Origin of the sequence: Brenneria izadpanahii (genome assembly GCF_017569925.1) — a bacterium.
Classification (GTDB): Bacteria; Pseudomonadota; Gammaproteobacteria; order Enterobacterales; family Enterobacteriaceae; genus Brenneria; species Brenneria izadpanahii.
Genome location: NZ_CP050854.1, coordinates 4,713,060 through 4,736,391, shown reverse-complemented (window position 1 = coordinate 4,736,391; position 23,332 = coordinate 4,713,060). Strand labels below are relative to the sequence as shown.

Below are 23,332 nucleotides of genomic sequence, written 5' to 3'. Positions count from 1 at the left end.
ATGCATCCTGCAATCTGGCGGGATAACGTCTTATTCAGTCAGGATATTACACCTATCGGTAATTATGATCGATTTTATATTAACGCTCTTAACGCACAGGGGGTGAGTAATAATTAATCTATTGGTTAAGGTTTCGATAATATAACATTTCAAAATGTATATTTATGTAAATTTGTTTTTATATAGAAGGGAAAGAAGAGCGATTTTATTAATAATATAACTGTTTAAGATAATAATTCTGCTATGTAAACCGAATAGATCTATGCACTATTTATTGTCGATTTACCGGCGTTAATAGAAAAAACTAATACACCGGCAATCATGCGGAATATTTGCTGCATACATTTATACTATTTGATCAAAAGATGTAATAACCGTGCTGTGGTTCGCATATTTAGCATTGCTGATTTAAAACCGGCTGATTTTTATCATCCGGCTCCGCCTCAGATTGCAGCGCGCTTCCCTCATTTCCCTCATGATGAAAAGACCACTTCCCTTTTGGTAAGCCGGGACCAGGCGAGCCAGCTTACGCCAAGAACCGCCCAAATCAGGCCAAGTACCATGGAGTCTTTGTCCAGATTGACCCACATAAAGCCAATCGTTCCCATCCCCATCAACGGCAGAACCAGGTTGAATAATTTATCTTTCCAGGTAGCCAATTTTCTTTCTCTAATGGCATACAGGGCGATTACGGAGAAATTCACCGCGGTAAACGCCACCAGCGCGCCGAAACTTATCAGCGATACGGCCGTATCCAGGCCGAAAAAGACGGCGCTCATCGATAACCCGCCGACAAACAGCACGCAATATACCGGGCTGCCGAAGCGCGGGTGCAGATAACTGAAAAACGATCCGGGGAAAATGCCGTCGCGGCCCATGATGTGCAGCAGGCGCGAAGCGCTGGCGTGTGACGCCAGCGCGGAAGCCAGCGTATTAACCAAAATGGCGACCAGGAAGACGGACTGGAAAAAAGCGCCGCCGACGTAAAGCACAATTTCCGGCATCGCTTCGGATGGATTTTTAAACTGCGCGTTAGTGGGGAAATAGAGCTGAATAAACCAGGCGGCGGTGAAAAATATCACACCGCCAAGCAACGCGGTAAGAAAAACGGCGCGCGGGATCGTCTTGCGCGGCTCGTGGCTGTCATTGGATAAGGTGGTGACGGCGTCAAAACCGAGGAAAGAGAAACACAGAACGGCGGCGCCGCTGATGAGGGGAATAATGCTGCCGTCGCCATTCATCAGCGGTTTTAGCGTCCAGACGGCATCGACGCCTGATTGATGGCTGACGCCCTGAATCACCAGATAGATGAACACGCCCATCAGAACCACGGGCGCGCCGACGAGTAGGAAATTCAGATTCGCCAGCAATTTGATATTACGGCAGTTGATGAAAGTAACCAGCGCGGTGAAGCCGACGATCCATATCCAGGGAGGAAACGCAGGGAATAGCGATCTGAGGTAGATGCCGGCCAGTAATGAATTAATCATCGGCAGGAGCATGTAGTCCAGCAGCGAAGACCAGCCGACCATAAAACCGGCGCTATTGCCGCAGGTCTTGCGGGTATAGGTATAAGCGGAACCGGCTTCGGGAAATGCCCGAACCATTCTTCCATAGCTGAGCGCGGTAAGCAGTATGGCAATCAGTGCAATCAGGTACGCGAGTGGAACTCTGCCTTCGGTGATGCCGGAAACAATGCCGAATGTATCGAACACCGTCATGGGGGTCATATAGGCAATCCCGATGATTACGACCTGCCATAGACAGAGTTTTGAACTGCTGATTGTTTTCATCACCATATATTATCCTTATGCCATGGTTGGGGGCGCTGAAACAATCGCAGCAAAGCTCATGCCAGATAACCGTTCTAAAATTTTTGCTTGGCGATAAGTTTTCGGAATAACAGTTGGTTAGGAGTGAAAAAATTTTTTTATTTAGAAAAGTAATCTTGACGTTGCCCGTTGAAGACCTGCACTCATATATGGCAATTTCCCATTGGGGCGCACCAAAAAAGAACCCAGGTAAGTAAAATTAATCTATCCAATCCACAGTATGAAGATAATTTCCTGTAATACGGGATTAACGGCGGCAGCATGAAGGGAAAGTGTCAATTTTTTCTTATGCAATAAAAGATAAGCGGATTTGCAAACGATCATCCGTCATGGTAGAAATATCGCCATCGAAAACACTGCCAGAGGTGCCGCAGGTCAAAATAAAACGCTTTGACCAGGCAAAAAACATGTTAGCCAATCAACGAACTGTTAACAGCTCGTCCTTTTTATTGTTCTTTCCCCTGATCATTTCCAGCCAATATACCTGGACCGGCCAGCTTTAGCGCCTTTCTTCGCAAATGGGCAATCGCCCCTATTTTCAATCTGTTGAATACCGTCTTCCGCCGTATGCGGGACGTCGCGTATCCGTTTTCTGTTGTTTGCGGAGAGCATCATGCTTACCTGGATTCTTCTTGGCCTGGCGATCGGCGCCGAGGTTATTGGTACGTTGTCAATGAAATACGCCAGCCTTTATGGCGGCATTACGGGCTATGTCATTATGATGATAGCCATTACTTTCTCTTATCTGCTGCTGTCGCTGGTGGTCAAACGCGTGGCGCTGGGCGTTGCCTATGCGCTATGGGAAGCGTTCGGCATTCTGTTTATTACGCTGTTCAGCGTGTTGCTGTTTGACGAGTCGCTTTCCGCACTGAAAGTCGGCGGAATGGCGACGCTGATCCTCGGCGTGGCGTTGGTAAAAGCCGGCGTGCGCAAGAACGTGCGGGAGGCGGCGCATGCAGCCCTTTAATATGACGCATGCGCTGTTTTTAGCGCTGGCGATTATGCTGGAAATTCTGGCCAATATTCTGCTTAAACAGTCCGATGGGTTTCGCCGCCGTAAACTGGGAATTTTTTCTTTACTGTGCGTGTTGGGCGCGTTCGCCGCGTTGAGCCAGGCGGTAAGAGGCATCGATCTGGCGGTCGCCTATGCGCTGTGGGGCGGATTCGGCATTCTCGCGACCCTGATCGCCGGCTGGGTTATGTATAACCAGCGTCTGACCCCGACGGGCTGGCTTGGCATTTTGCTTTTGCTGATCGGCATGACGCTGATTAAATTTGCCTGATCGCGGTGGTTGTTCCTCTGCCGCCTGCGCGGGTATCAGAGGAACTCAACTATCGGCGCATAGTCTATGATTAAGTCCTTAAGGCTGGTTGCCGATGCCGGATGCTTTTCTCCTGTTGTCATGTGCAAGATGCCGCGGCGCTGACCGGCCAGCCTCCTGTTTATCCGCTTATTGCAGAGGATAGTCGTCATGTCGCAAACAGTTCAAAACAATCGCCGGATTGTGCTGGCTTCACGCCCGCACGGCGTTCCCTCGCATGATAATTTCCGCCTGGAGCAACAGCCGATCCCTGAAGTAAAAGAGGGCGAGGCGCTGTTGCGCACGGTCTTCCTTTCGCTCGATCCCTATATGCGTGGTCGCATGAGCGATGCGCCGTCCTACGCCAAGCCGGTCGAGGTTGGCGCGGTGATGGTCGGATCGACCGTCTGTAGGGTTGTCGCCTCGAAACATGCGGATTATCACGTAGGGGACTGGGTGTTGTCCTACAACGGATGGCAGGATTACGCCGTTTCCGATGGCAGCGGATTAACCAACCTGGGAGCAGCGCCCGCAAATCCGTCTTATGCGCTCGGCGTGCTGGGCATGCCGGGTTTTACCGCCTATATGGGGCTGCTGGATATTGGTCAGCCTAAGTCCGGGGAGACGCTGGTCGTCGCGGCGGCGACAGGGCCGGTAGGCGCGACGGTCGGTCAGATCGCCAAACTGAAGGGTTGCCGCGTGGTGGGGGTCGCCGGAGGGGAGGAGAAATGCCGCTATGCGGTCGACGAGCTGGGTTTCGATGTCTGCCTCGATCACCGCGCGGCGGATTTTGCCGATCGGCTTAAGGCCGCCTGCCCCGATGGGATTGATATCTACTATGAAAACGTGGGAGGGAAGGTGTTCGACGCGGTGTTGCCATTGTTGAATACGTCGGCCCGAATTCCGGTCTGCGGACTGGTTGCCAGCTACAATGCCACCAGCCTGCCCGATGGGCCGGATCGTCTGCCGCTGCTGATGGGAACTATCCTGAAAAAGCGTATCCGCATGCAGGGATTCATTATTTTCGATGACTACGGGCACCGCTTCGATGAGTTCAGTAAAGCCATTAACCCCTGGCTGGCCGAAGGCAAAATAAAATACCGGGAAGATGTGGTGGAAGGGTTGGAAAATGCCGTGGCGGCGTTTATCGGGCTGCTGCAGGGACGCAATTTCGGCAAGCTGGTCGTGCGCGTCGGGCCGGATGCATAAAGCTTTAATCCCCCCCGTTTTGCCAGGCGAATAACGGGGGGGGGGCGGTCAGGCCGGCGTTGTGCCGTGTTAGGGAACTTTACGCTTTCAGGCGTTAGGTGTGATTAGATTACTGGTCCAGTGCAGCCAGCATCGTGCGCATTTTGGCTTCCGTTTCCCGCCATTCGGCCGCGGGTTCAGAATCAGCGACGATCCCAGCCCCGGCGTACAATCGCACGGCGTTATGCTGGCTGACGCCGCAGCGAATGGCGACAACCCATTCCCCGTTTCCTTCCGCGTCGCTCCAGCCGACGATGCCGCCAAATACGCCTCGTTCAAATGGCTCCAATTCACTAATCAGGCTGCGGGCCTTTTCCATTGGTAGGCCGCATAGCGCCGGCGTGGGGTGCAACAGACAGGCGAGAAACAGAGGATGGACGTTGTCCGCTTTTAGCTGGCCGGTAATCGGACTAGCCAGATGCCAAACCTGGGGCGTCGGCAGCAACGTGGGCGTTTGCGGAATATCGAGTTTGGCGCAGTAGCCCGACAGTCTCTGGCGAATATCTTCGATAACCAGACGATGTTCGTGCCGATCCTTATCAGAGGCGAGCAACCGATCGCAATTATCCCTATCTTGCTGTGCATCCGCATCGCGTTTGATCGTGCCCGCCAGCGGGGTGGTGGCGATGGTGCGTTTTTCCTGCCGCAGCAACAGTTCAGGACTGGCGCCGAACAGATAACGATTTTCCGTCAGCGGCAAACGGAAATGATAGCCGTCTGGGTTTTGCTCGGCCAGCGTGGACAGCAGCGCGATGGTTTCGATCGGATGTTCGGTTCTTATTGACTGCGTACGTGACAAGACGATCTTTTGCAACGTTCCCTGACGAATCTTCTTTACCGCCTTTTCCACCATAGCGAGAAAATGATCCTTATCCGGCAGGGGCTGACGTTCGGTGATCAACAGCGGAGTCCTTTGTATCTTGAGCAGTTTTTGCCGAAATGCCTCTCGTGATAAAAAATGGCTGGCTCGCGGAATATATAATGAAGAAGGCTGGCGCGTATCAAAAGGGATTGCCCCTACCACAATCGGTTGCGTGATACCGGCAAGGCGCGCCTGTTCGAACTCGTGAGTTAATATACGACAAAGCTCGGCTGGGCTGGTCGCGGATTGGGTAATGGTTTTAAATATACCTTCGGTATAAAGGCTGTGAAACACCGAGGAGAATAAAAAGCTATCATGTTTAAAGGGGCTTTCCATATGGCATTCCTTTCTTGGTAAACAACTGAAATAAAGTTTGTTATTTCGGTGTCGTCTATACCCGCACCATTTAATCCCCAGGAATGTTTACTACATAAAATAGCTAATGTTTTTTATGTATAATTAAATATTATCTATGCCGTTTTATTGTTTTTTTTGCGCCAAAATTCAGTTTGCTCCCTAATATAGGTATAAATAATATGTTCATACAGTGAGGTAATGAAGTCTTCATTAGCCTGCTGTTTTCTCGCCCATCGCCTGCGCTCATCAAGCATCGCCGTCACGCGGTCCGGTGCCGCGATACTGGCTTCGTCGGGTTTGAATTGGCTGGCGGCATAAACATACTCCAGACGTTGAAGAAAAAGCGAAAAGATCTGTTTGTCTATCGTATCAATACCTTCCCTTACGTCTTGCAGGTTGCGGCATTCATTAGGACTCAGCATGATAATGCTCCTTTTTAGTGACGTTTGTTACTATGAAATAAATATATTGATATAAAATGAATTTAGATAACCATTTAATAAATTAATTTGCTTGATTTTATTAATAAATACGCTCTCTTTTTTATAACCTACTAATAAATATGAGTTGATTTTCCCTCATCTTTTTATAATAGCCCATTTTATTTTTTAGCGTATTCTGGCCGCTTTTCTATAAGCCTTTACCCTTGGTCAACGCCGATCGTGGGCGCCCGGCTTGTATCGGCGTTAGTGATGTTCATCCAGCCATTCGGGGAGGTCATTTAGCCCCATTGCCTGACGCACCAGCGTCGGTTTGACGCCGGGCAGGTTGTCCGCCGGCAGCAGACCTACATCGCGCAACAGCTTTTTGGCCGGATTATCGCCATCGAACAGTTCATTTACCCCCATCCCTGGTAATTTCCATCTCGGTGATAAACGGCCGGTTTGTCAGTGGGGCGTAGCGGCAGACAAGACGCCCTGCAGTGCGATGCCAGTCTGGACTGCTTTTCTACTGGCGGCGCTCATCATCTCTTATGCCGACATTCATCTGACTATATGCACGCGGGATTCATAAGGGACGATCTCTCCATCCGGTTGCAGTCTATACCGTTGATTAGATGTTCTGAGCGTGATACTACCCGCGCCATTGTCATTTATGGAAAAAAGAAGTTGTTTCTCAATGCAGTTTTTCTCTGCCGGCATATCCTCAAAGCACAGACGGTCGTATTCATTTTCCTTGTAACCCTCGCCGAAGTCCCAAAAGGTGATGCTGAAGGAGCCATAAGACGAGCGTTTGGGGATGGCGTATTTCTCTTGCAGCATTTCCCTATTCTTCAGCCACCAGTCGATTTTGCCCCGATTGGTCAGCGGAAAGTTCAGTACCAACACATCGCTGAAATGCTGCATTCGATGAACCGCCACAATCTTCACCGGTCGGGAAAGCCAGATAATACCGTAGACGGCGGCCAGCACGGCCAAAACGGCAATCACACGCTTTTTCGATAAAATCTTCATTACGCCCATCCCTGGTAATTCCTTTCGCGGTGATAAACGGCCGGTTTGCCAGCATTATTCCTTATGCTGACATCCATCTTAATTCCAATAAGGAACAATCTCCCCGTCCGGTTGCAGTCTATACCGTTGACTAGATGTCCTGAGCATGATGCTGCCTTTTCCATTGTCATCGACAGAGAAAAGAAGCGGTTTTTCAACGCAATTTTTCTCTGTCGGCATATCCTCAAAGCATCGGCGATCGTATTTACCCGCTTCTTTATATCCTTCGCCGAAGTCCCAAAAGGTGATGCTGAAGGAGCCATAAGACGAGCGTTTGGGGATAGCGTATTTCTCTTGCAGCATTTCCCTATTCTTCAGCCACCAGTCGATCTTTCCCTTGTTGGTCAGCGGAAAGTTCAGCACCAACACATCGCTGAAATGCTGCATTTGATGAACCGCCACAATCTTCACCGGTCGGGAAAGCCAGATAATACCGTAGACGACGGCCAGCACGGCCAAAACGGCAATCACACGCTTTTTCGATAAAATCTTCATTACGCCCATCCCTGGTAATTTCCAACTCGGTGATAAACAGCGGTTTGTCAGCGGGCCATAACGTCAACAAGACATCCAGCCGCACAATGCCAGTCTCCGCTTTTTCCTACTGGCGGCAAGCGTCTTTCCTTATGTCGGCATTCATCTGACTTCTATGTGAAATTCATAAGGAACGATCTCTCCATCCGGCAGTTGTTCGTAGGTTCCATTGAGCGTTTGGATAAAAACAAACCCTTTTCCATTGTCATCTACAGAGAAAACAAGCTGTTTTTCAATGCAGTTTTTCTCTGACGGCATATCCTCAAAACACAGACGGTCGTATTCACTTTCCTTATAACCTTCGCTGAAATCCAAGAAGGCGATAGTGAAGGAGCCATAAGACGAGCGTTTGGGGATGGCGTATTTCTCTTGCAGCATTTCCCTATTCTTCAGCCACCAGTCGATCTTTCCCCGGCTGGTCAGCGGAAAGTTCAGCACCAGCACATAGCTGGAATCGTTGTGTTGATGAATCGCCACGATTTTTACCGGCCGGAAAAGCCAGATAATACCGTAAATGACGGCCAGCACGGCCAAAACAGCAGCCACATGCTTTTTCGATAAAATATTCATTACGCCCATTCCCTGGTAATTTCCATCTCGGTGATAAACGGCCGGTTTGTCAGCGGGCCATAACGTCAGATAAGATTGCCCGGACGAGCAATGCCAGGCACCGCCTTTTTCTACTGGCGGCGCTCGTCATCTCTTATGCCGACGTTCATTTGACTTCCATATGAGATTCATAAGGGACGATATATCCGTCCGGTTGTTGTTCATACAATTGGCTAGATGTTTTAAGTGTAATATCGCCTCTGCCATTATCGTCTACAGAGAAAAGAGGCGGTTTTTCAATGCAATTTTTCTCTGTCTGCATATCCTCAAAGCATCGGCGATCGTATTTACCCGCTTCTTTATAGCCTTCGCCGAAGTCCCAAAAGGTGATGCTGAAGGAGCCATAAGACGAGCGTTTGGGGATAGCGTATTTCTCTTGCAGCATTTCCCTATTCTTCAACCACCAGTCGATTTTTCCCCGGTTGGTCAGCGGAAAGTTCAGCACCAACACATCGCTGAAATGCTGCATTTGATGAACCGCTACAATCTTCACCGGCCGGGAAAGCCAGATAATGCCGTAGACGGCGGCCAACACGGTCAAAACGGTAATCACACGCTTCGATAAAATATTCATTACGCCCATTCCCTGGTAATTTCCATCTCGGTGATAAACGGCCGGTTTGCCAGTGGGGCGTAGCGGCAGACAAGACGCCCTGCAGTGCGATGCCAGTCTGGACCGCCTTTTCTACTGGCGGCGCTCATCATCTCTTATGCCGACATTCATCTAACTATATGCACGCGGGATTCATAAGGGACGATCTCTCCATCCGGTTGCAGTCTATACCGTTGATTAGATGTCCTGAGCGTGATACTACCCGCGCCATTATCATTTATGGAAAAAAGAAGTTGTTTTTCAATGCAGTTTTTCTCTGTCTGCATATCCTCAAAGCACAGACGGTCGTATTCATTTTCCTTGTAACCCTCGCCAAAGTCCCAGAAAGTGATATTGAAAGAACCATAAGACGAGCGTTTGGGGATAGCGTATTTCTCTTGCAGCATTTCCCTATTCTTCAACCACCAGTCGATTTTGCCCCGATTGGTCAGCGGAAAGTTCAGCACCAGCACATGGCTGAAATCACTGCGTTGATGAATCGCCACAATCTTCACCGGCCGGGAAAGCCAGATAATGCCGTAGACGGCGGCCAGCACGGCCAAAACGGCAATCACACGCTTTTTCGATAAAATATTCATTACGCCCATTCCCTGGTAATTTCCATCTCGGTGATAAACGGCCGGTTTGCCAGTGGGGCGTAGCGGCAGACAAGACGCCCTGCAGTGCAATGCCAGTCTGGACCGCCTTTTCTACTGGCGGCGCTCATCATCTCTTATGCCGACATTCATCTGACTATATGCACGCGGGATTCATAAGGGACGATCTCTCCATCCGGTTGCAGTCTATACCGTTGATTAGATGTTCTGAGCGTGATACTACCCGCGCCATTATCATTTATGGAAAAAAGAAGTTGTTTTTCAATGCAGTTTTTCTCTGTCTGCATATCCTCAAAGCACAGACGGTCGTATTCATTTTCCTTGTAACCCTCGCCAAAGTCCCAGAAAGTGATATTGAAAGAACCATAAGACGAGCGTTTGGGGATAGCGTATTTCTCTTGCAGCATTTCCTTATTCTTCAGCCACCAGTCGATCTTTCCCTTGTTGGTCAGCGGAAAGTTCAGCACCAACACATCGCTGAAATGCTGCATTTGATGAATAGCCACGATTTTTACCGGCCGGGAAAGCCAGATAATGCCGTAGACGGCGGCCAGCACGGCCAAAGCGGCAATCACACGCTTTTTCGATAAAATCTTCATATACCCCTCGTATCGCTAATTTCCACCTCGGTTTCCATCTCGCTGATAAATGGCCGCTGTGCCAGCGGGCCGTAGTGTTGCAGAACAAACCAGATGCGAAAGAAACGAAACTGGCGAAATGCCCACTTCAAAATATCCGCGTCATCCAGCCCGAAATGGTCCTGTACCCGGTAGTGGATCACCGCCCGGAAGTCGCTATCGTCAATATGCAGAGATTTCAGGGTGATATGGGCAGACCAGATATCATGAACGGTGATGCCCATACCGTTTACGCTGTCAATCGGTCTGTTAAACTTCGGCAATTTACTTTTCATGATCGCTTTTTTGATTTCAATTTCCGTCGCTGCCGGAAGCAGTTTGTTTTTCCAGTCAATATTTTCACGGAGAGACTCCTTGATATTGAGTAATGTGCTGTATTCCGACAAATCGCCGACAAGCTGTTCTCTCAGCGCCTGATCAAGCAGCGGGCTGCGAAAGGTCGCGCCGTAGCCGTACCGCATATGGTCGATCATCTGATGGATCAGGGGCGAGTACGGGCCGTGTATGGCGAAAGGCCATGCGAGATCGTGAAATTCGGCGAACAGGTGGTTCAGGCATTCGTCGGTGGTGAGATGTTTGATATTTGGCCTTCTGCCCAGTTCATACAGGTAAGTCCATTGGAGATGGTTGAGCTCGGCCCGCGTATAGGGATCAACCCGCGTAGAAACGTCCGTGAGGCTGAAGATATTTTTGAGGGTGGATTCGCTATGGTCGCCATAGCGCATGTCCGGCGCCTGATAGTCATCCATTTTATTCTGGCTTTCAAAAACGCGATGAGGAAAATGCAACGCGACAGGTCTTATCGTCGATTCAGTCATTATTCGTAAATCCTTTTACCCATGTGTGAAGAGCCATCGCCGCGCGGGCCATCTCTTCCTTCCGTGTCAAACAATAATCACCCGCGCAGTTTACCCTCTACGTACAGCAGCGTCATTACCGGTACAAGCAATCAGAACATGCACAAGCCCGACGGGCTGGATTTCCCTGCAACATTTTCCTGCTGATGCTCGTCTTCGGCCTGATAATCCGCTCGTATTCATCGTCGTGCTTACAATATTGCCGGGGCTGGCGGGCTGAAAACCGGTATTCAGGATGCCTCCGTTCCAAAGATGACCGGCCCCCAGAGATCTATTCCCCTTTCTCCAGCCATTCGGGGAGGTCGTTTAATCCCATTGCCTGACGCACCAGCGTCGGTTTGACGCCGGGCAGGTTGTCCGCCAGCAGCAGACCTACATCGCGCAACAGCTTTTTGGCCGGATTATCGCCATCGAACAGTTCACGGAATCCCTGCATACTGGCGAGCATAACGGCGGCGCTGTGTTTACGCTTGCGCTCATAACGCCGCAGGTAGAGATGCTGACCGATATCCTTGCCCTGCGATTGCAGGCGTTTTAACTCGGCAATCAATTCCGCCACATCCATAAAACCAAGATTGACGCCCTGACCCGCCAGCGGGTGGATGGTGTGGGCGGCATCGCCGATCAGCGCCAGACGATGGCCGGCAAAGCTGCGGGCATAGCGGCCCATCAATGGGAAAAGCTGCCGTTCGCTTTCCAGTTCGCACCGCCCCAGCCGGGTATCGAACGCGACGGCCAACCGCCGGTTAAATTCACTGGCGGGCAATGTCAGCATGGTCTGCGCCTGATTAGGCGGCAGCGACCAGACGATCGAACAGAGGTGCGGATCGTCGAGCGGCAGAAAAGCGAGAATGCCGTCGCCGTGAAAGACCTGGCGCGCAACCGACTGATGCGGCGATTCCGTTCGAATCGTGGCGACCAATGCATGATGACCGTAATCCCAGAAGGTTAGGGGAATATCGGCATGCTGGCGCAGCCAGGAGTGCGCGCCATCCGCCCCGACGACCAGACGGGCGGTTAACATGCCGCCATCCTGCAGGGTGATAAAGGCTTCGTTTTCCCCCCAGGCGACCTGCTTTAACGCGGCGGGAGCCAGCAGGGTAATATCGCTCAGTTGCGAAGCCCGCTGCCATAACGCTTGCTGAATCACCGGGTTTTCAATGATGTGGCCCAAATGGGCGAAGCCGAACTCTTCTCCGCTAAAGCTGATTTTGCCAAAGCTGTCTTTATCCCAAACCTGCATTTCGTTATAGGGACTGACGCGCTGCGCCGCCAGGCTTTCCCAGACGCCGAGATGACGGAGCAGGCATTCGCTGGCGGCGTTGATGGCCGACACCCGCAGCGCATGTTCTTTGCCCAGCGGGCGGGATTCCTCCGGCCGCTGTTCCAATACGGCGATACGCAGGCCGCTGCCTGCAAGGCCGCAGGCCAGCGCCAGACCGACCATGCCGCCACCGGCAATAACCACGTCGAATGATTGCATATACCTATTTTCCTGTTAGCGAACTCAATTAACGTTCCACCCAGCCTAGCGTACGGCGGGCCAACGCATCGCGTAGCAGCGGCAGATTATTCATGGTCATCAGGCCCAGATTGCGTCCGATTTCTAATGCGGTATAGCGGTTGGCGAACAATCGGACCAGGCCATCGGTGATCGCCACGGTGGTTTGCTGATCGGGCTGTCGGCGCTGCTGGTAACGGCTAAGTACCGCATAACCGCCCGGATCCTGCCGCTTGTTCACCGCATCGACGATGGTTTCCGCCAGCGACATCACATCGCGCAGCCCCAGATTGAATCCCTGTCCGGCAATCGGATGCAGCGTCTGGGCCGCATTTCCCACCAGCGCCAGCCGGTGATGAATGTGCTGGTTGGCCGTCAATAACCGCAGGGGATAGCTGCGGCGTTCGCCGACATGGGTAAAGGCGCCTAAACGCCAACCGAACGCCAACTGTAGCTGCCGGCGGAATTCGGACTCGCTCCAGCCGTCGACCTGGGTCTGCTGATTTTGCGCATGACACCAGACCAGCGCGCTTCGCTCTTTATTCATCGGCAACAGCGCCAGCGGCCCGTGCGGGGTAAAGCGTTCAAATGCCCGGCCCTGATGCGGCTGCGATGTGGCGACGTTGGCGATGACGGCGATCTGATCGTAATCCTGCCGCCGCCACTGGATACCGCAGGATTGCGCCAGGCTGGAAAGAGAACCGTCGGCGGCCACCAGCAGTTGCCCCGTCAGTTCGTCGCCATTATCCAGCGTTAGCGTGGCGTCGTTCTGCGTTCGGGCGACGGAAACAACTTTCGCCGGACAGTGCAGGCGAATACCGGGCGCTTTTTGCAGTAACGAAAATAGCCGCTGTCCGGCTTCATGCAGTTCGATCACATGGCCCAGCGCCGGAACGCAGTAGTCCGATGCCTTGAGGTTGACAAAACCGGCATGACCGCGATCGCTGACATGGATATTGGTTATCGGCGTTGCGCAGCCCGCCAGCGCCTGCCAGATGCCGATATTTTCCAACTGCCGGCTGGTTCCTTCCGATAAAGCTATCGCCCGTCCGTCAAAACCCGGATGCCGACGATCGCGCGGCGGCTTCGCTTCAATCAGCTCAACTGGCGCTTTTCCTTGTGAAAGCGTTGATATCGCCAGCGCCAGCGTCGCGCCGGCCATGCCGCCGCCGACAATCATTACCGTCATGTTTTATTGTCCCGAATACCCTTTATCTTTCAATTTATCGCCCGCTATTATCCGGCGGCTTGCGCCATCAAGGCTTCAATGGCATCGGCGTCTTTTACTACGCCCGCCGTCAGATTTTCATTGCCGTTTTCCGTTATCAGAATGTCATCTTCAATACGGATGCCGATTCCACGGTATTGCTGCGGGACGTTGGCGTCGGGCGCGATATACAGGCCGGGTTCCACCGTGACCACCATGCCCGGTTCGAGCGGACGGCCGCGATCGGTTGAACCATAGTCGCCGACGTCGTGTACGTCCAGCCCGAGCCAGTGTCCCAGCCCATGCATAAAGAACTGACGATGCGCCTGTTCCGCGATCAACTGCTCCACTTCACCCTTCATAATCCCCAGCTTGATCAGCCCGGCGACCATGATTCGCACCACTTCCTCAGTAACCTCGCGGATGCTGACTCCGGGAGCAAACATCTCCAACGCCCGGCGCTGAGAGCTTAGTACGATGTCATAGATAGCGCGCTGCGGGGCGGTGAATTTGCCGTTGACCGGGAAAGTTCGGGTGATATCGCCGGCATATCCCTGATATTCGCAGCCCGCGTCGATCAGCACCAGATCGCCGTCGCGCATTTGGGTTTCATTTTCGGTGTAGTGCAGAATACAGCCGTTTTCACCGCTGCCGACGATGGTGTTGTAAGAGGGATAACGCGCGCCGTGACGGGTGAACTCGTGATGAATTTCCCCTTCGAGCTGATATTCGAACATGCCGGGACGGCAGGTCTGCATCGCCCGGGTGTGCGCCAGCGCGGTGATCTCGCCGGCGCGGCGCATGATGTCGATTTCCACCGGCGATTTGAATAAGCGCATTTCATGCACCCACGGACGCCAGTCCGTCAGCGTCGGCGGGGCGATGAAACCCTGACGTGTTCCCATACGCAGCGTTTCCAGCGCGGAAAACACCAGCTTGTCGGCATAGTCGTATTGTCCCTGCGCGTGATAGACCACATCCAGGCCGTTCAGCAGGACAGATAGCTGGGAGTTGACGTCGTCGAAAGGCAGCGCGCGATCGACGCCCAGCGCGGCCGGCGCGGCTTCCTGACCGAGACGCCGGCCAAACCAGATTTCGGCCGTCAGGTCGCGAACCCGGTTGAAAATCACGCTATGATGATGTTTTTCATCGCTTTTAATCAACAGCAGCACGGCTTCAGGCTCGTTAAACCCGGTGAAATACCAGAAGTCGCTGTTTTGCCGATAGGGATAATCGCTGTCGGCATTGCGCGCGGCTTCGGGGGCCGCAAAAAAGATCGCGGCACTGGCAGGAGCCATCTTCTCCAGCAGTGTCTGACGACGGCGAAGGAATTCTTGTTGGTTCATCACCTAGCTCCTGAAAATATTCTGTTAATGCAGCGTCGGTTTCTTCTGTTCTGGCGCTATAACCTGTGGGTGTGAGAATTCGTTATGACACAGAATGGCGGAAACGCGCACGTATTCGATAACTTCTTCGAGAGATTGCGCCAGCTCTTCCTGATCCTCATCTTCGTCATAGCCCAACTGGGCGATGTTGCGTAAATCATGAATCGCTTCTTTCAGCTCGCCCTGAACTTTGTTCAGCCGGGGCTGAACCACGCCCAAACCCAGCAGGAAATGGTTTACCCAGCCGGCCAATGCATCGGCCCGGTCAAACACCGTGACGGATTCGTTATCATCATTCGGCAGGAAAAGCTGAAACATGAAACCATCGTCTTCGAGCGTCTCTCGCGTAACCTGATACAGGTGCTGGAGGGGCTGAGATAGCGTTTGCGGAAAAGCCATCCCTTCATTTGTCAGTTCGGAAACCAGTGTTCTCCAACTGTCGTCGTGGTTGCCGCCACACAGCATACCGCTGATTAGCCCGTGCATTTCCGCGGCGGTTAGTGCGATCTGCTGTTGGTGCAGCAATTGGTCAATGGCTTCATAGCCTGGAAACGTATTCTCTATAGACATGCGCATTCGTCATCGTTGGCAGGATTAGTTCATGTTATGCTACCACCAAGCTCCGCTGCTATATACCCTTCTTAACTTGAAGTCGCAGCGTTGTTAGCGGCTCTCTCTTACCCGGATCGCTTACCAGAGTATGCGCTTCGGGATGTGTCCGTTTGCCGCCTGACCGTAACTCCGATTATTTGGGGTATACCAGAAAGGGCTTGTATCTTATATTCGGGATATATATAGTGACGCCCGCTTTAACCGGCCGCTGCCAGGCAGCGCAGGATTTATCCTATGCGGGCGCGAAAATTGAGATAAGGCAGGAAGGTGGTATGTCTGCACAACCAGTAGATATTCAGATTTTTGGCCGTTCGTTAAGAGTCAATTGTCCGCCAGAACAACAGGATGCGTTGAATCAGGCAGCAGAAGATCTTAACCAGCGGTTGCAAGATCTTAAAGTTCGAACCAGAGTCACCAACACTGAGCAACTGGTGTTTATCGCCGCGCTGAATGTGTGCCATGAACTGGCGCAGGAGCGGGGGAAAACGCGTGACTATGCAGCCAATATGGAGCAGCGTATCCGTATGCTGCAACAGACCATCGAACAGGCGCTGTTGGAGCAAGGCCGCATCACCGATCGTCAGGGCGTTCAGTTTGAATGACGTCGAGTTTTGATAAAAGTACGGTGTTCTTGCGCGGTAAGACGTGATAAGGTTTATAGCGAGTAACGAATAAAATTTCTCTGAGGTGTTTGTCAGCGGGCCAGTCCCCTGAGCCGATATTTCAAACCAATAGAATGTAACGCTCCGCAGCTGGTGAGCATGCTCGGCTAGTCCGAGAAGCCTTAAGGCAGCGACGTTATGTTCACCTTGAACCAAGGGTTCAAGGGTTACAGCCTGCGGCGGCATCTCGGAGATTCCCTTTCTTTTCATTTGCGATCAATTACGGCGTTTTGTATGCAGCCGACTCCATCATCCGCAACATCGCTTTCTGCAACTCAGCTTCGGCAGCAAATCCGTCAGGATATGCGGCGGCGACGCCGTCAGCTCAGCGCGGAGCAGCAGGCATTATTCGCCCGGCAGGCGCTGGAGCAGATATCGGCGCATCAGAAAATACAGCAGGCCGAAACTATCGCGGTGTTTTTATCGTTTGATGGCGAGCTGGATACTCAGCCGTTGATTCAACGGTTCTGGCAACAGGGCAAACGGGTGTATCTGCCGGTTTTACACCCGTTCAGCGCCGGAAATCTATTGTTTCTGCGCTACGAGCCGGATACCGAACTGGTGGTGAACCGGCTGAAAATTTTAGAGCCCCGCCTCAATGTACAACAGGTCTTGCCCGTGCAGCAGTTGGATGTGCTGCTGACGCCGCTGGTGGCGTTTGACGGCCAGGGGCAGCGGCTGGGAATGGGCGGCGGTTTCTACGACCGCACCCTGCGGCATTGGTCGCTGCGCGGGCCTTATCCCATCGGCCTGGCGCATGATTGCCAGCGGGTCGATGCTTTGCCGGTCGAGAGCTGGGACATCCCGCTGCCGGAAATCATTACTCCCTCCCGCTGCTGGCGCTGGGAGGATTGAATTAGTTCGATGTTGCATTCGGGGCGGCCTTTCCCTGGCCGTTTCGCCTACCTAACGTGTCCCAGCATTTGCTGCACCAGTTCAACGCAGCGCAGAAAACGCGAGTCGTAATCCGACTCTTCGACATGGACATACGGGATATCATTCGCGGCCAGCATGCTTTTCAACAGATTCTGAAATTCCGCGCGCGCAGAGGCGCTGCCCAGACTGCGTAATCCGTCCGCCACCCACGGGGTGTTGTTTTCCAGCAGAATCACCAGATCGAAGCGATACTCGTCAATCAGCGCCTGCACGAACGGGTGCTCGCGACCTTCATATTTTTTGCAGAATGCCTGAGTGGTGACGAAATCGGTATCGATGAACGCCACTTTATTAGCGTATTTTACTGCGAAATCAATATATTGGGCCTGTCCCAGCGCGATTTTGTCATAGTCGGAATATTGCAGCGCCATTTCATCGCCGCCCAGGTGGGAGAATACATAATCGCGGCCGTACTCCCAGGCGCTGGTGGTGTTGAAGATGTTGGCCAGCTTGTTGACCAGCGTGGATTTACCGCTGGATTCGCCGCCGAGAATGGCGACGGTGCGCACAAAAAAGGGTTTGACTTCGGTTGGGATGTAATCCCAGTAGCGGAAGGGATCGTGACGGATCTGCGAGCCGCTGATGCTCATAAACGAGCGTTTAGGATCGACCAATACCGTTTCAATGTTTAGATGCTCGCGGTACTGCGGCGCATCCTGCTCTTCACTGGTATAGACAAAATTGGGCTGAATGCCTTTCTCCTGCATAAAGGCTTGAATGCCTTTGCTCCACACGTCCCAGCCGTGCGGGTAAGGTTCCATTCCTTCTTCATTAAATGCATGAATGCGAATGTTTTTCTGATACTTAAAGGTCTGTAATAACCAGCGCAGGCGATCGCTGACGGTCGGCTGTTGCGACATCGAGCTATTTTCAAACAGCAGGCGGTCGCGCGGTTCGTCGTAGCCCAGAATGACGTGCAGTTCGTCCACCTGGCTACAGGCGCGTTGGATCAGATAGATATGCCCGGTGTGCAGCGGATAAAACTTGCCGAATACCACGCCGATCTTTTTTTCGTAACGGGGAAATTCAAGGCCGAGGAAACGGTGCAACGCTTCAAGTTTTTGCGCGCTGGGGCTTTTTATTTTGGCATTGAGCAACTGGCTGAGGTAGCCCTTGGTCATATCCGTCGCATCGGCGACCTGTTGCAGGGTACATCCTTTTTTCCGGATGGCGGATTTCAGATAATCGAATGGTGACATGTACCGACACTCCTGTTTAGCGTACTAAACAAAATACCACAGAGCGTCTCGGGCTGCTGAAAAAGTTCGGAATTGGGGGCTTGGCGTGCCATCGCGATGCGACGTTGAAAATCGTTCCTGACGATTTTTTATAAATCGTCGAGAATATCCAGCGCGTCGGCCAGCTTTTTGACGCCGAAAACCTGCATGTTGAGCGGCGGTTTTTTCGGCATATTGGCATGGGGCACGATGGCGCGTTTAAAGCCGTGCTTGGCCGCTTCCGCAATGCGTTCCTGCCCGCTGGGCACCGGGCGGATCTCGCCTGCCAGCCCCACTTCGCCGAATACCACCAGATCCTGCGGCAACGGGCGATCGCGCAGGCTGGAAACCAGCGACAGCAGCAGCGCCAGGTCGGCGCTGGTTTCCGTAACCTTGACGCCGCCCACCACATTGACGAACACATCCTGATCGGACATCTGCAAGCCGCCGTGGCGATGCAGCACGGCCAGCAGGATCGCCAGGCGGTTCTGTTCCAGCCCTACCGCCACCCGGCGCGGATTCGCCATCATCGACTGATCCACCAGCGCCTGAATTTCCACCAGCAGCGGACGCGTGCCTTCCCATACCACCATCACTGAACTGCCGGAGGTGATTTCATCGCCGCGGCTGAGAAAAATAGCGGAAGGGTTGCTGATTTCACGCAGCCCTTGCTCGGTCATGGCGAATACGCCCAGCTCGTTGACGGCGCCGAAGCGGTTTTTATGGCTGCGCAGGGTGCGAAAACGGGAGTCGGCGTCGCCGTCCAACAGCACGGAGCAATCGATACAGTGTTCCAGCACTTTCGGCCCGGCCAACGAACCGTCTTTGGTGACGTGGCCGACCATAATAATGGCGACGCCGCGCGTCTTGGCAAAACGGGTGAGGTAGGCGGCGGTTTCGCGCACCTGCGCGACGCTGCCGGGGGATGACTGGATATCGGCGAGATGCATGACCTGAATAGAGTCAATCACCATCAGTTTCGGCTGTTCCTGCTCGGCGATCAGGCAAATCTGCTCAATGCTGGTTTCGGACAGCATATTCAGGTTGTGGGCGGGTAAACCGAGACGGTGCGCCCGCATGGCGACCTGCTGCAACGACTCTTCCCCGGTGACGTACAGGGTTTTCATCTGCTCGGATAGCTTGCACAGCGTTTGCAGCAGCAGGGTGCTTTTACCGGCGCCGGGGTTGCCGCCGATCAGAATGGCGCTGCCCGGAACCACGCCGCCGCCGAGCACCCGATCAAATTCCTGAAAGCCGGTGGAAAAACGCGGCAGCGCCTCCAGACTTATCTCCGACAGTTTTTGCACCCGGCTGACGCCGGCGCTCTCGCCGGCATAGCCGGTCAGCCGGTCGGACCGTGATGATGAGGACGCCGCGGCCAGCCGGACTTCGGTAATGGTGTTCCAGGCATGACAGGCGCTGCATTGTCCCTGCCAGCGCGGGTAGTCTGCCCCGCATTCATTACATACAAAGGCGCGTTTGACTGCTTTTGCCACGGATTACCTCGGTTAAATTAACGTTTTTCGTGTCTCATGCTGCCGCTCAGGATGCACAGCACGCCGGTCAGGTCGGCATGGCGAATCGTCACGGCCGACTGCTCGTTGACTTTAGGCTTGGCATGATAGGCGATACCCAAGCCCGAGCCTTTGAGCATCAGCAGATCGTTGGCGCCATCGCCGATAGCGACGGTCTGCTCCAGGGGAATCTCCAGTTTTTTCGCCAGCTTATGCAGCGTGGCGACTTTATATTTCGCATCGACGATCGGGCCGACGACTTCGCCAGTCAGTTTACCATCCCGCATGCCCATTTCGTTGGCGACGGCGGCCACCAGGCCCAGCTTATCTTTCAGATGATCGGCGAAATAGGTGAATCCGCCGGAAGCGATGGCCACATGCCAGCCCGCTTCCTGAAGCTGACTGACCATATTGGTCAGCCCCGGCATCAGCGGCAGGTTTTTGCGGACTTCGCGCAGAATATTCGCATCAGCGCCTTTTAAGGTTCCCACCCGCTCGCGCAGACTGGCGGCAAAATCCAGCTCGCCGCGCATTGCGCGTTCGGTCACCTCGGCAACCAAATCGCCGGTGCCCGCCAGTTTGGCGATTTCATCAATACATTCAATCTGAATCGCGGTGGAATCCATATCCATCACCAGCAAACCTGGCGAGCGCAGCGTGGGGGCGTTGCTCATCGGCGCGACATCCATATCCAGCTCATGCGCCAGCTTTGTCGCTTTCGGCGTCAATGTGCCCGCCAGCCGGACCACCTGATAATCGCCCACATTCCATGCGCTGACAATGACCATCGCCACGCCCAGGCGACGTTGATAACGGGAAAGCAAATTTTTATCGAGTATGTTGCCGTACAGCACCCAGCCGGTGTCGCCGGCGCGATAATCGAGCGGCATAACTTCATTACCGCTCAGTGATAGCGGCAGTCCGGGCCAACGGTTAATCTCATCCGGGAGATCGCGATAGGTCAGACTATTCGACATGGGCAGTTCCTCTACTAACGGTAATAACATGGCTGGGGGCGGCCGATTCGGCGTGTGCGTTCGTTGCCGCAAACATATTGGCCGGAAAACAGGGCAACAAGCTATCCTATCGCCGGCGCTTCTGGCAACATAAAGTATCCAAATCGCGTAAGGATAATCATGGTTCGGGCCCGGGTAAAATTCCGCCTACATCGTACAGCCATCGTGCTGATTTGCTTAGCTCTGCTGGTAATTTTGATGCAGGGCGCCTCCTATTTCAGCCTGAGTCATCAGATGGCGCGCTCTGAACAGGTTGAAGAACTCGCGCGCACGCTGACCAGGCAAGTCGCGTTCAGTCTCTCTCCGCTGATGGAAAACGCTGATGATAACAGCCAGAAAATCAATAGTATCCTCAGGCAGCTTACCGATCACAGCCGTATTTTGGATGCCGGTATTTATCAGCAGGATGGAGCTCTGGTGGCGCGCGCCGGCGAACAGGTTCCGCTGCGCGATCGGCTGGCCTTGGACGGCAACCGGGTCGGCAGCTATTTTAACCATCAACTGGTGCAATCGATTGAAGGCAAAGACGGGCCGATAGGTTTCCTGCGCGTCACGCTTGACACGCATGTGCTGGCGACGGAAGCCAAACAGGTGGATAACACCACCAATATTTTGCGTTTAATGATCCTGTTGTCGCTGGCTATCGGCATCGTTCTGACGCGTACGCTGCTGCAGAATCGACGCACCCGCTGGCAGCAGTCTCCCTATCTGCTGACCGCCAGCACGCCGCTAAAAGAAGATGACGGCGATGAGACGGAAAACGGCGACGCCTCTGACGGCGATGCGCCAGAGCAACCGCAGAAGAAAGGCTAGCGGTGCGGCCCGTCTCCGTGTGATGCCGCACATGGATTCTCAGAGATAGCCTGCGGGGACTGTTGCATCAGGGCTGGCTGGCGGGTTCTGTGTCTTCGTCGGAAGAGGACAGATCTGTTTCATGTGACAATAAGGTACGAAAAACGTAAGGCCGTCGTCGTCAAAAGGGTTCAACTGTTCCTGGCTCATCACGTTCACCCGTCAATTCATGGTCTGTTGGTGTGATGCCCGCCGGACAACAGCCAGCGGCATCCGTCAATTAATCCGCCGCGCCAGCACAGCGAGTCGTGCCCGCCGTCATACACTCGGTAGCTCACCCGGTGGCCGGCGGCAATCAGCGCCTGATACATTTGCCGGTTCACCGCGGCGATATCGCTTTCGCGGCTACCGGCTTCCTGAAAGATGGTCAGCGGCGCCGGATTGCCGGAACTCTGCTGAACGTGTTCCGTCAGCCAGCCGATATTCTGGGTCCGCCCGGAGGGGGAATGCGTAAGGTTTTTCAGGTCAGGCCACCAGAAAGAGCCTGACTGTGTGAGTATTCGTCCAAACCGTTGGGGCCAGAACAGGCCGGCATAAAGCGCGGATAGCCCGCCATAGCTCTGTCCCGCTACCACGGTGAGATTGGGGTCGTCGCTGAAGGCGGCATAGCGTGCGGCCAGCGGCAGCAGCTCCGCCTGTACCGCCAGCCAGAAATCCGCATTGCAGGTCAGTTCCCGCTCTCGGTGCCGCATGTCAATCACATCAATGAACAACCACACCGCCGGCGGCAACGCGCCATTAGCCGTTTCCGCATCCAGCGCGGAGAACAGAGGAAGTTCCTGCGTCCATTTTTGTCCATCCAGCACAATCACCAATGGGCGCCGCGACGCTCTCTCGCTTATTGCGGTGGTATACAGCCAGATCCGACGCCGATTTCCCAGTTGAGCGCTTGTCCAGTGGAAAGCCTGCAATTGCCAGGGATTCGGCTCAGGCGCTTTACCGCTATCCCACCGCTGCCATGCCTGTTGCGCAGGAGCGGCGGGCATATGGGCGATAGAGAGCGAGGCGCCCCAATGGGTGTTATAGGATGCCAGCGGATTAAGGGGATCGGCGATGGCATAAGGAAACAACGAGCACCACCATTCGCGTTGCTGTTGGTTGCGCTGTTTCTCATCGCCATGAAATTCGGGAGGCAACTGTTCACGGGTAATTGGGATCAGGCTGTAGCTTCCACGCCATTCCGATTCGATATTCAGCGACCAGAACCAGACATCGGCGCCGGGCAGGCGTTGCAGGCTTTGTGGCGTAAGGCTGTGATGATCGGTAATGCCATTGATATCGACATAGACGCGCTGAATAGCCGAACGGTGTTCATCCCCGGCCGGATCGCGCCAGAAAAAGGTCACGCCGACCTGTTTTTCACTCAGGTCTTCCATCAGCGGCGTGCCGATTCGGGCTACCTGCCGCCACCAGCGATCGTCCCCCGCCGAAGAGGATGAAAGAAACGTTACCGCAGTACCAGATGGCTGTTTTTCTGGCATGAGAACCTC

Annotated in this window: 24 protein-coding genes, 1 other RNA gene and 1 pseudogene; 7 read left to right on the top strand and 19 right to left on the bottom strand. The window is 53.5% G+C overall.

The genetic code is table 11. The annotated features are described in order from the left end of the window. Positions 1–473: 473 nt before the first annotated feature. Entirely contained in the window at positions 474–1,799 is a 1,326-nt protein-coding gene (locus tag HC231_RS21185) for an APC family permease (RefSeq protein WP_208228643.1), read from the bottom strand. Between the two features lie 646 nt (positions 1,800–2,445). Here HC231_RS21185 and mdtJ point away from each other — a divergent pair. From mdtJ to HC231_RS21170, 3 genes are all read left to right on the top strand, one after another. Further along, positions 2,446–2,799 carry a multidrug/spermidine efflux SMR transporter subunit MdtJ gene (gene mdtJ / locus HC231_RS21180; RefSeq protein WP_208228642.1) on the top strand — a complete coding sequence of 118 codons (354 nt, stop codon included), beginning with the start codon at positions 2,446–2,448 and terminating at the stop codon, positions 2,797–2,799. Beyond that, a complete protein-coding gene (gene mdtI, locus HC231_RS21175; RefSeq protein ID WP_208228641.1) occupies positions 2,786–3,115 on the top strand; it encodes a multidrug/spermidine efflux SMR transporter subunit MdtI in 330 nt (109 codons plus the stop codon). Before mdtJ ends, mdtI begins: the two co-directional genes overlap by 14 nt. A gap of 189 nt (positions 3,116–3,304) precedes the next feature. Beyond that, positions 3,305–4,342, top strand: coding sequence for an NADP-dependent oxidoreductase (locus tag HC231_RS21170; RefSeq protein WP_208228640.1), 1,038 nt, complete (start codon positions 3,305–3,307; stop codon positions 4,340–4,342). 109 nt (positions 4,343–4,451) lie between these two features. Here the strand turns inward: HC231_RS21170 and HC231_RS21165 are convergent, their stop codons facing one another. The 14 genes and pseudogenes from HC231_RS21165 to HC231_RS21100 all read right to left on the bottom strand — a co-directional run bounded on the left by HC231_RS21165 (position 4,452) and on the right by HC231_RS21100 (position 15,603). Next, positions 4,452–5,579, bottom strand: coding sequence for an isochorismate synthase (locus HC231_RS21165; protein ID WP_208228639.1), 1,128 nt, complete (start codon positions 5,577–5,579; stop codon positions 4,452–4,454). Between the two features lie 134 nt (positions 5,580–5,713). Continuing rightward, complete coding sequence (locus HC231_RS21160) at positions 5,714–6,022, bottom strand: isochorismate lyase (protein WP_208228638.1); 309 nt, start codon at positions 6,020–6,022, stop codon at positions 5,714–5,716. A 264-nt stretch (positions 6,023–6,286) separates the two neighbouring features. Beyond that, positions 6,287–6,445, bottom strand: a pseudogene (locus tag HC231_RS21155) (FAD-dependent 2-octaprenylphenol hydroxylase); the annotation flags it as partial. 138 nt (positions 6,446–6,583) lie between these two features. Beyond that, a complete protein-coding gene (locus tag HC231_RS21150; RefSeq protein ID WP_246494602.1) occupies positions 6,584–7,054 on the bottom strand; it encodes a DUF943 family protein in 471 nt (156 codons plus the stop codon). A gap of 78 nt (positions 7,055–7,132) precedes the next feature. Continuing rightward, positions 7,133–7,588, bottom strand: coding sequence for a DUF943 family protein (locus HC231_RS21145; RefSeq protein ID WP_246494601.1), 456 nt, complete (start codon positions 7,586–7,588; stop codon positions 7,133–7,135). A 141-nt stretch (positions 7,589–7,729) separates the two neighbouring features. Continuing rightward, entirely contained in the window at positions 7,730–8,197 is a 468-nt protein-coding gene (locus HC231_RS21140) for a DUF943 family protein (protein ID WP_246494600.1), read from the bottom strand. 145 nt (positions 8,198–8,342) lie between these two features. Further along, positions 8,343–8,810, bottom strand: a complete 468-nt coding sequence (locus tag HC231_RS21135; protein ID WP_208228634.1) for a DUF943 family protein — start codon at positions 8,808–8,810, stop codon at positions 8,343–8,345. 146 nt (positions 8,811–8,956) lie between these two features. Beyond that, on the bottom strand, positions 8,957–9,427 hold the full coding sequence (locus tag HC231_RS21130; protein WP_246494598.1) for a DUF943 family protein: 471 nt from the start codon (positions 9,425–9,427) through the stop codon (positions 8,957–8,959). A 146-nt stretch (positions 9,428–9,573) separates the two neighbouring features. Further along, positions 9,574–10,044 (bottom strand): DUF943 family protein, encoded by a 471-nt coding sequence (locus HC231_RS21125; protein ID WP_208228632.1) that lies wholly within the window; start codon positions 10,042–10,044, stop codon positions 9,574–9,576. Continuing rightward, positions 10,041–10,901, bottom strand: coding sequence for a YPO3983 family protein (locus HC231_RS21120; RefSeq protein WP_208228631.1), 861 nt, complete (start codon positions 10,899–10,901; stop codon positions 10,041–10,043). Before HC231_RS21120 ends, HC231_RS21125 begins: the two co-directional genes overlap by 4 nt. Before the next feature lie 310 nt (positions 10,902–11,211). Next, positions 11,212–12,423: an FAD-dependent 2-octaprenylphenol hydroxylase gene (ubiI, locus tag HC231_RS21115; protein ID WP_208228630.1), complete on the bottom strand. Its 1,212-nt coding sequence runs from the start codon at positions 12,421–12,423 to the stop codon at positions 11,212–11,214. 28 nt (positions 12,424–12,451) lie between these two features. Then, positions 12,452–13,630: a 2-octaprenyl-6-methoxyphenyl hydroxylase gene (gene ubiH, locus HC231_RS21110; RefSeq protein WP_208228629.1), complete on the bottom strand. Its 1,179-nt coding sequence runs from the start codon at positions 13,628–13,630 to the stop codon at positions 12,452–12,454. Between the two features lie 47 nt (positions 13,631–13,677). Beyond that, entirely contained in the window at positions 13,678–14,994 is a 1,317-nt protein-coding gene (gene pepP, locus HC231_RS21105) for a Xaa-Pro aminopeptidase (protein ID WP_208228628.1), read from the bottom strand. 24 nt (positions 14,995–15,018) lie between these two features. Then, a complete protein-coding gene (locus HC231_RS21100; RefSeq protein WP_208228627.1) occupies positions 15,019–15,603 on the bottom strand; it encodes a YecA/YgfB family protein in 585 nt (194 codons plus the stop codon). A 314-nt stretch (positions 15,604–15,917) separates the two neighbouring features. Between HC231_RS21100 and zapA the strand changes: the two genes are divergently transcribed. From zapA to HC231_RS21085, 3 genes are all read left to right on the top strand, one after another. Next, complete coding sequence (zapA, locus tag HC231_RS21095) at positions 15,918–16,247, top strand: cell division protein ZapA (RefSeq protein ID WP_208228626.1); 330 nt, start codon at positions 15,918–15,920, stop codon at positions 16,245–16,247. Between the two features lie 74 nt (positions 16,248–16,321). After that, positions 16,322–16,505, top strand: a non-coding RNA gene (ssrS, locus tag HC231_RS21090) — 6S RNA. Between the two features lie 36 nt (positions 16,506–16,541). After that, positions 16,542–17,162 carry a 5-formyltetrahydrofolate cyclo-ligase gene (locus HC231_RS21085; protein WP_208228625.1) on the top strand — a complete coding sequence of 207 codons (621 nt, stop codon included), beginning with the start codon at positions 16,542–16,544 and terminating at the stop codon, positions 17,160–17,162. 47 nt (positions 17,163–17,209) lie between these two features. Here HC231_RS21085 and nadR read toward each other — a convergent pair whose 3' ends face one another. From nadR to serB, 3 genes are all read right to left on the bottom strand, one after another. Further along, positions 17,210–18,442, bottom strand: coding sequence for a multifunctional transcriptional regulator/nicotinamide-nucleotide adenylyltransferase/ribosylnicotinamide kinase NadR (nadR, locus tag HC231_RS21080; protein WP_208228624.1), 1,233 nt, complete (start codon positions 18,440–18,442; stop codon positions 17,210–17,212). A gap of 128 nt (positions 18,443–18,570) precedes the next feature. After that, a complete protein-coding gene (gene radA / locus HC231_RS21075) occupies positions 18,571–19,956 on the bottom strand; it encodes a DNA repair protein RadA (RefSeq protein ID WP_208228623.1) in 1,386 nt (461 codons plus the stop codon). A 17-nt stretch (positions 19,957–19,973) separates the two neighbouring features. Then, positions 19,974–20,951, bottom strand: coding sequence for a phosphoserine phosphatase (serB, locus tag HC231_RS21070; protein WP_208228622.1), 978 nt, complete (start codon positions 20,949–20,951; stop codon positions 19,974–19,976). A 159-nt stretch (positions 20,952–21,110) separates the two neighbouring features. Between serB and HC231_RS21065 the strand changes: the two genes are divergently transcribed. Further along, positions 21,111–21,803, top strand: coding sequence for a YtjB family periplasmic protein (locus tag HC231_RS21065; protein WP_208228621.1), 693 nt, complete (start codon positions 21,111–21,113; stop codon positions 21,801–21,803). A gap of 206 nt (positions 21,804–22,009) precedes the next feature. On the opposite strand, the gene fes is transcribed toward HC231_RS21065, so the two are convergent. After that, positions 22,010–23,323: an enterochelin esterase gene (gene fes, locus HC231_RS21060; RefSeq protein WP_208228620.1), complete on the bottom strand. Its 1,314-nt coding sequence runs from the start codon at positions 23,321–23,323 to the stop codon at positions 22,010–22,012. Positions 23,324–23,332 lie beyond the last annotated feature (9 nt).

What these genes read in the sequence shown, in the direction of transcription:
- HC231_RS21185 (WP_208228643.1), bottom strand. Translation starts at nt 1,799, where the DNA reads ATGGTGATGAAAACAATCAGCAGTTCAAAACTCTGTCTATGGCAGGTC.
- mdtJ (WP_208228642.1), top strand. Translation starts at nt 2,446, where the DNA reads ATGCTTACCTGGATTCTTCTTGGCCTGGCGATCGGCGCCGAGGTTATT.
- mdtI (WP_208228641.1), top strand. Translation starts at nt 2,786, where the DNA reads ATGCAGCCCTTTAATATGACGCATGCGCTGTTTTTAGCGCTGGCGATT.
- HC231_RS21170 (WP_208228640.1), top strand. Translation starts at nt 3,305, where the DNA reads ATGTCGCAAACAGTTCAAAACAATCGCCGGATTGTGCTGGCTTCACGC.
- HC231_RS21165 (WP_208228639.1), bottom strand. Translation starts at nt 5,579, where the DNA reads ATGGAAAGCCCCTTTAAACATGATAGCTTTTTATTCTCCTCGGTGTTT.
- HC231_RS21160 (WP_208228638.1), bottom strand. Translation starts at nt 6,022, where the DNA reads ATGCTGAGTCCTAATGAATGCCGCAACCTGCAAGACGTAAGGGAAGGT.
- HC231_RS21150 (WP_246494602.1), bottom strand. Translation starts at nt 7,054, where the DNA reads ATGAAGATTTTATCGAAAAAGCGTGTGATTGCCGTTTTGGCCGTGCTG.
- HC231_RS21145 (WP_246494601.1), bottom strand. Translation starts at nt 7,588, where the DNA reads ATGAAGATTTTATCGAAAAAGCGTGTGATTGCCGTTTTGGCCGTGCTG.
- HC231_RS21140 (WP_246494600.1), bottom strand. Translation starts at nt 8,197, where the DNA reads ATGAATATTTTATCGAAAAAGCATGTGGCTGCTGTTTTGGCCGTGCTG.
- HC231_RS21135 (WP_208228634.1), bottom strand. Translation starts at nt 8,810, where the DNA reads ATGAATATTTTATCGAAGCGTGTGATTACCGTTTTGACCGTGTTGGCC.
- HC231_RS21130 (WP_246494598.1), bottom strand. Translation starts at nt 9,427, where the DNA reads ATGAATATTTTATCGAAAAAGCGTGTGATTGCCGTTTTGGCCGTGCTG.
- HC231_RS21125 (WP_208228632.1), bottom strand. Translation starts at nt 10,044, where the DNA reads ATGAAGATTTTATCGAAAAAGCGTGTGATTGCCGCTTTGGCCGTGCTG.
- HC231_RS21120 (WP_208228631.1), bottom strand. Translation starts at nt 10,901, where the DNA reads ATGACTGAATCGACGATAAGACCTGTCGCGTTGCATTTTCCTCATCGC.
- ubiI (WP_208228630.1), bottom strand. Translation starts at nt 12,423, where the DNA reads ATGCAATCATTCGACGTGGTTATTGCCGGTGGCGGCATGGTCGGTCTG.
- ubiH (WP_208228629.1), bottom strand. Translation starts at nt 13,630, where the DNA reads ATGACGGTAATGATTGTCGGCGGCGGCATGGCCGGCGCGACGCTGGCG.
- pepP (WP_208228628.1), bottom strand. Translation starts at nt 14,994, where the DNA reads ATGAACCAACAAGAATTCCTTCGCCGTCGTCAGACACTGCTGGAGAAG.
- HC231_RS21100 (WP_208228627.1), bottom strand. Translation starts at nt 15,603, where the DNA reads ATGTCTATAGAGAATACGTTTCCAGGCTATGAAGCCATTGACCAATTG.
- zapA (WP_208228626.1), top strand. Translation starts at nt 15,918, where the DNA reads ATGTCTGCACAACCAGTAGATATTCAGATTTTTGGCCGTTCGTTAAGA.
- HC231_RS21085 (WP_208228625.1), top strand. Translation starts at nt 16,542, where the DNA reads ATGCAGCCGACTCCATCATCCGCAACATCGCTTTCTGCAACTCAGCTT.
- nadR (WP_208228624.1), bottom strand. Translation starts at nt 18,442, where the DNA reads ATGTCACCATTCGATTATCTGAAATCCGCCATCCGGAAAAAAGGATGT.
- serB (WP_208228622.1), bottom strand. Translation starts at nt 20,951, where the DNA reads ATGTCGAATAGTCTGACCTATCGCGATCTCCCGGATGAGATTAACCGT.
- HC231_RS21065 (WP_208228621.1), top strand. Translation starts at nt 21,111, where the DNA reads ATGGTTCGGGCCCGGGTAAAATTCCGCCTACATCGTACAGCCATCGTG.
- fes (WP_208228620.1), bottom strand. Translation starts at nt 23,323, where the DNA reads ATGCCAGAAAAACAGCCATCTGGTACTGCGGTAACGTTTCTTTCATCC.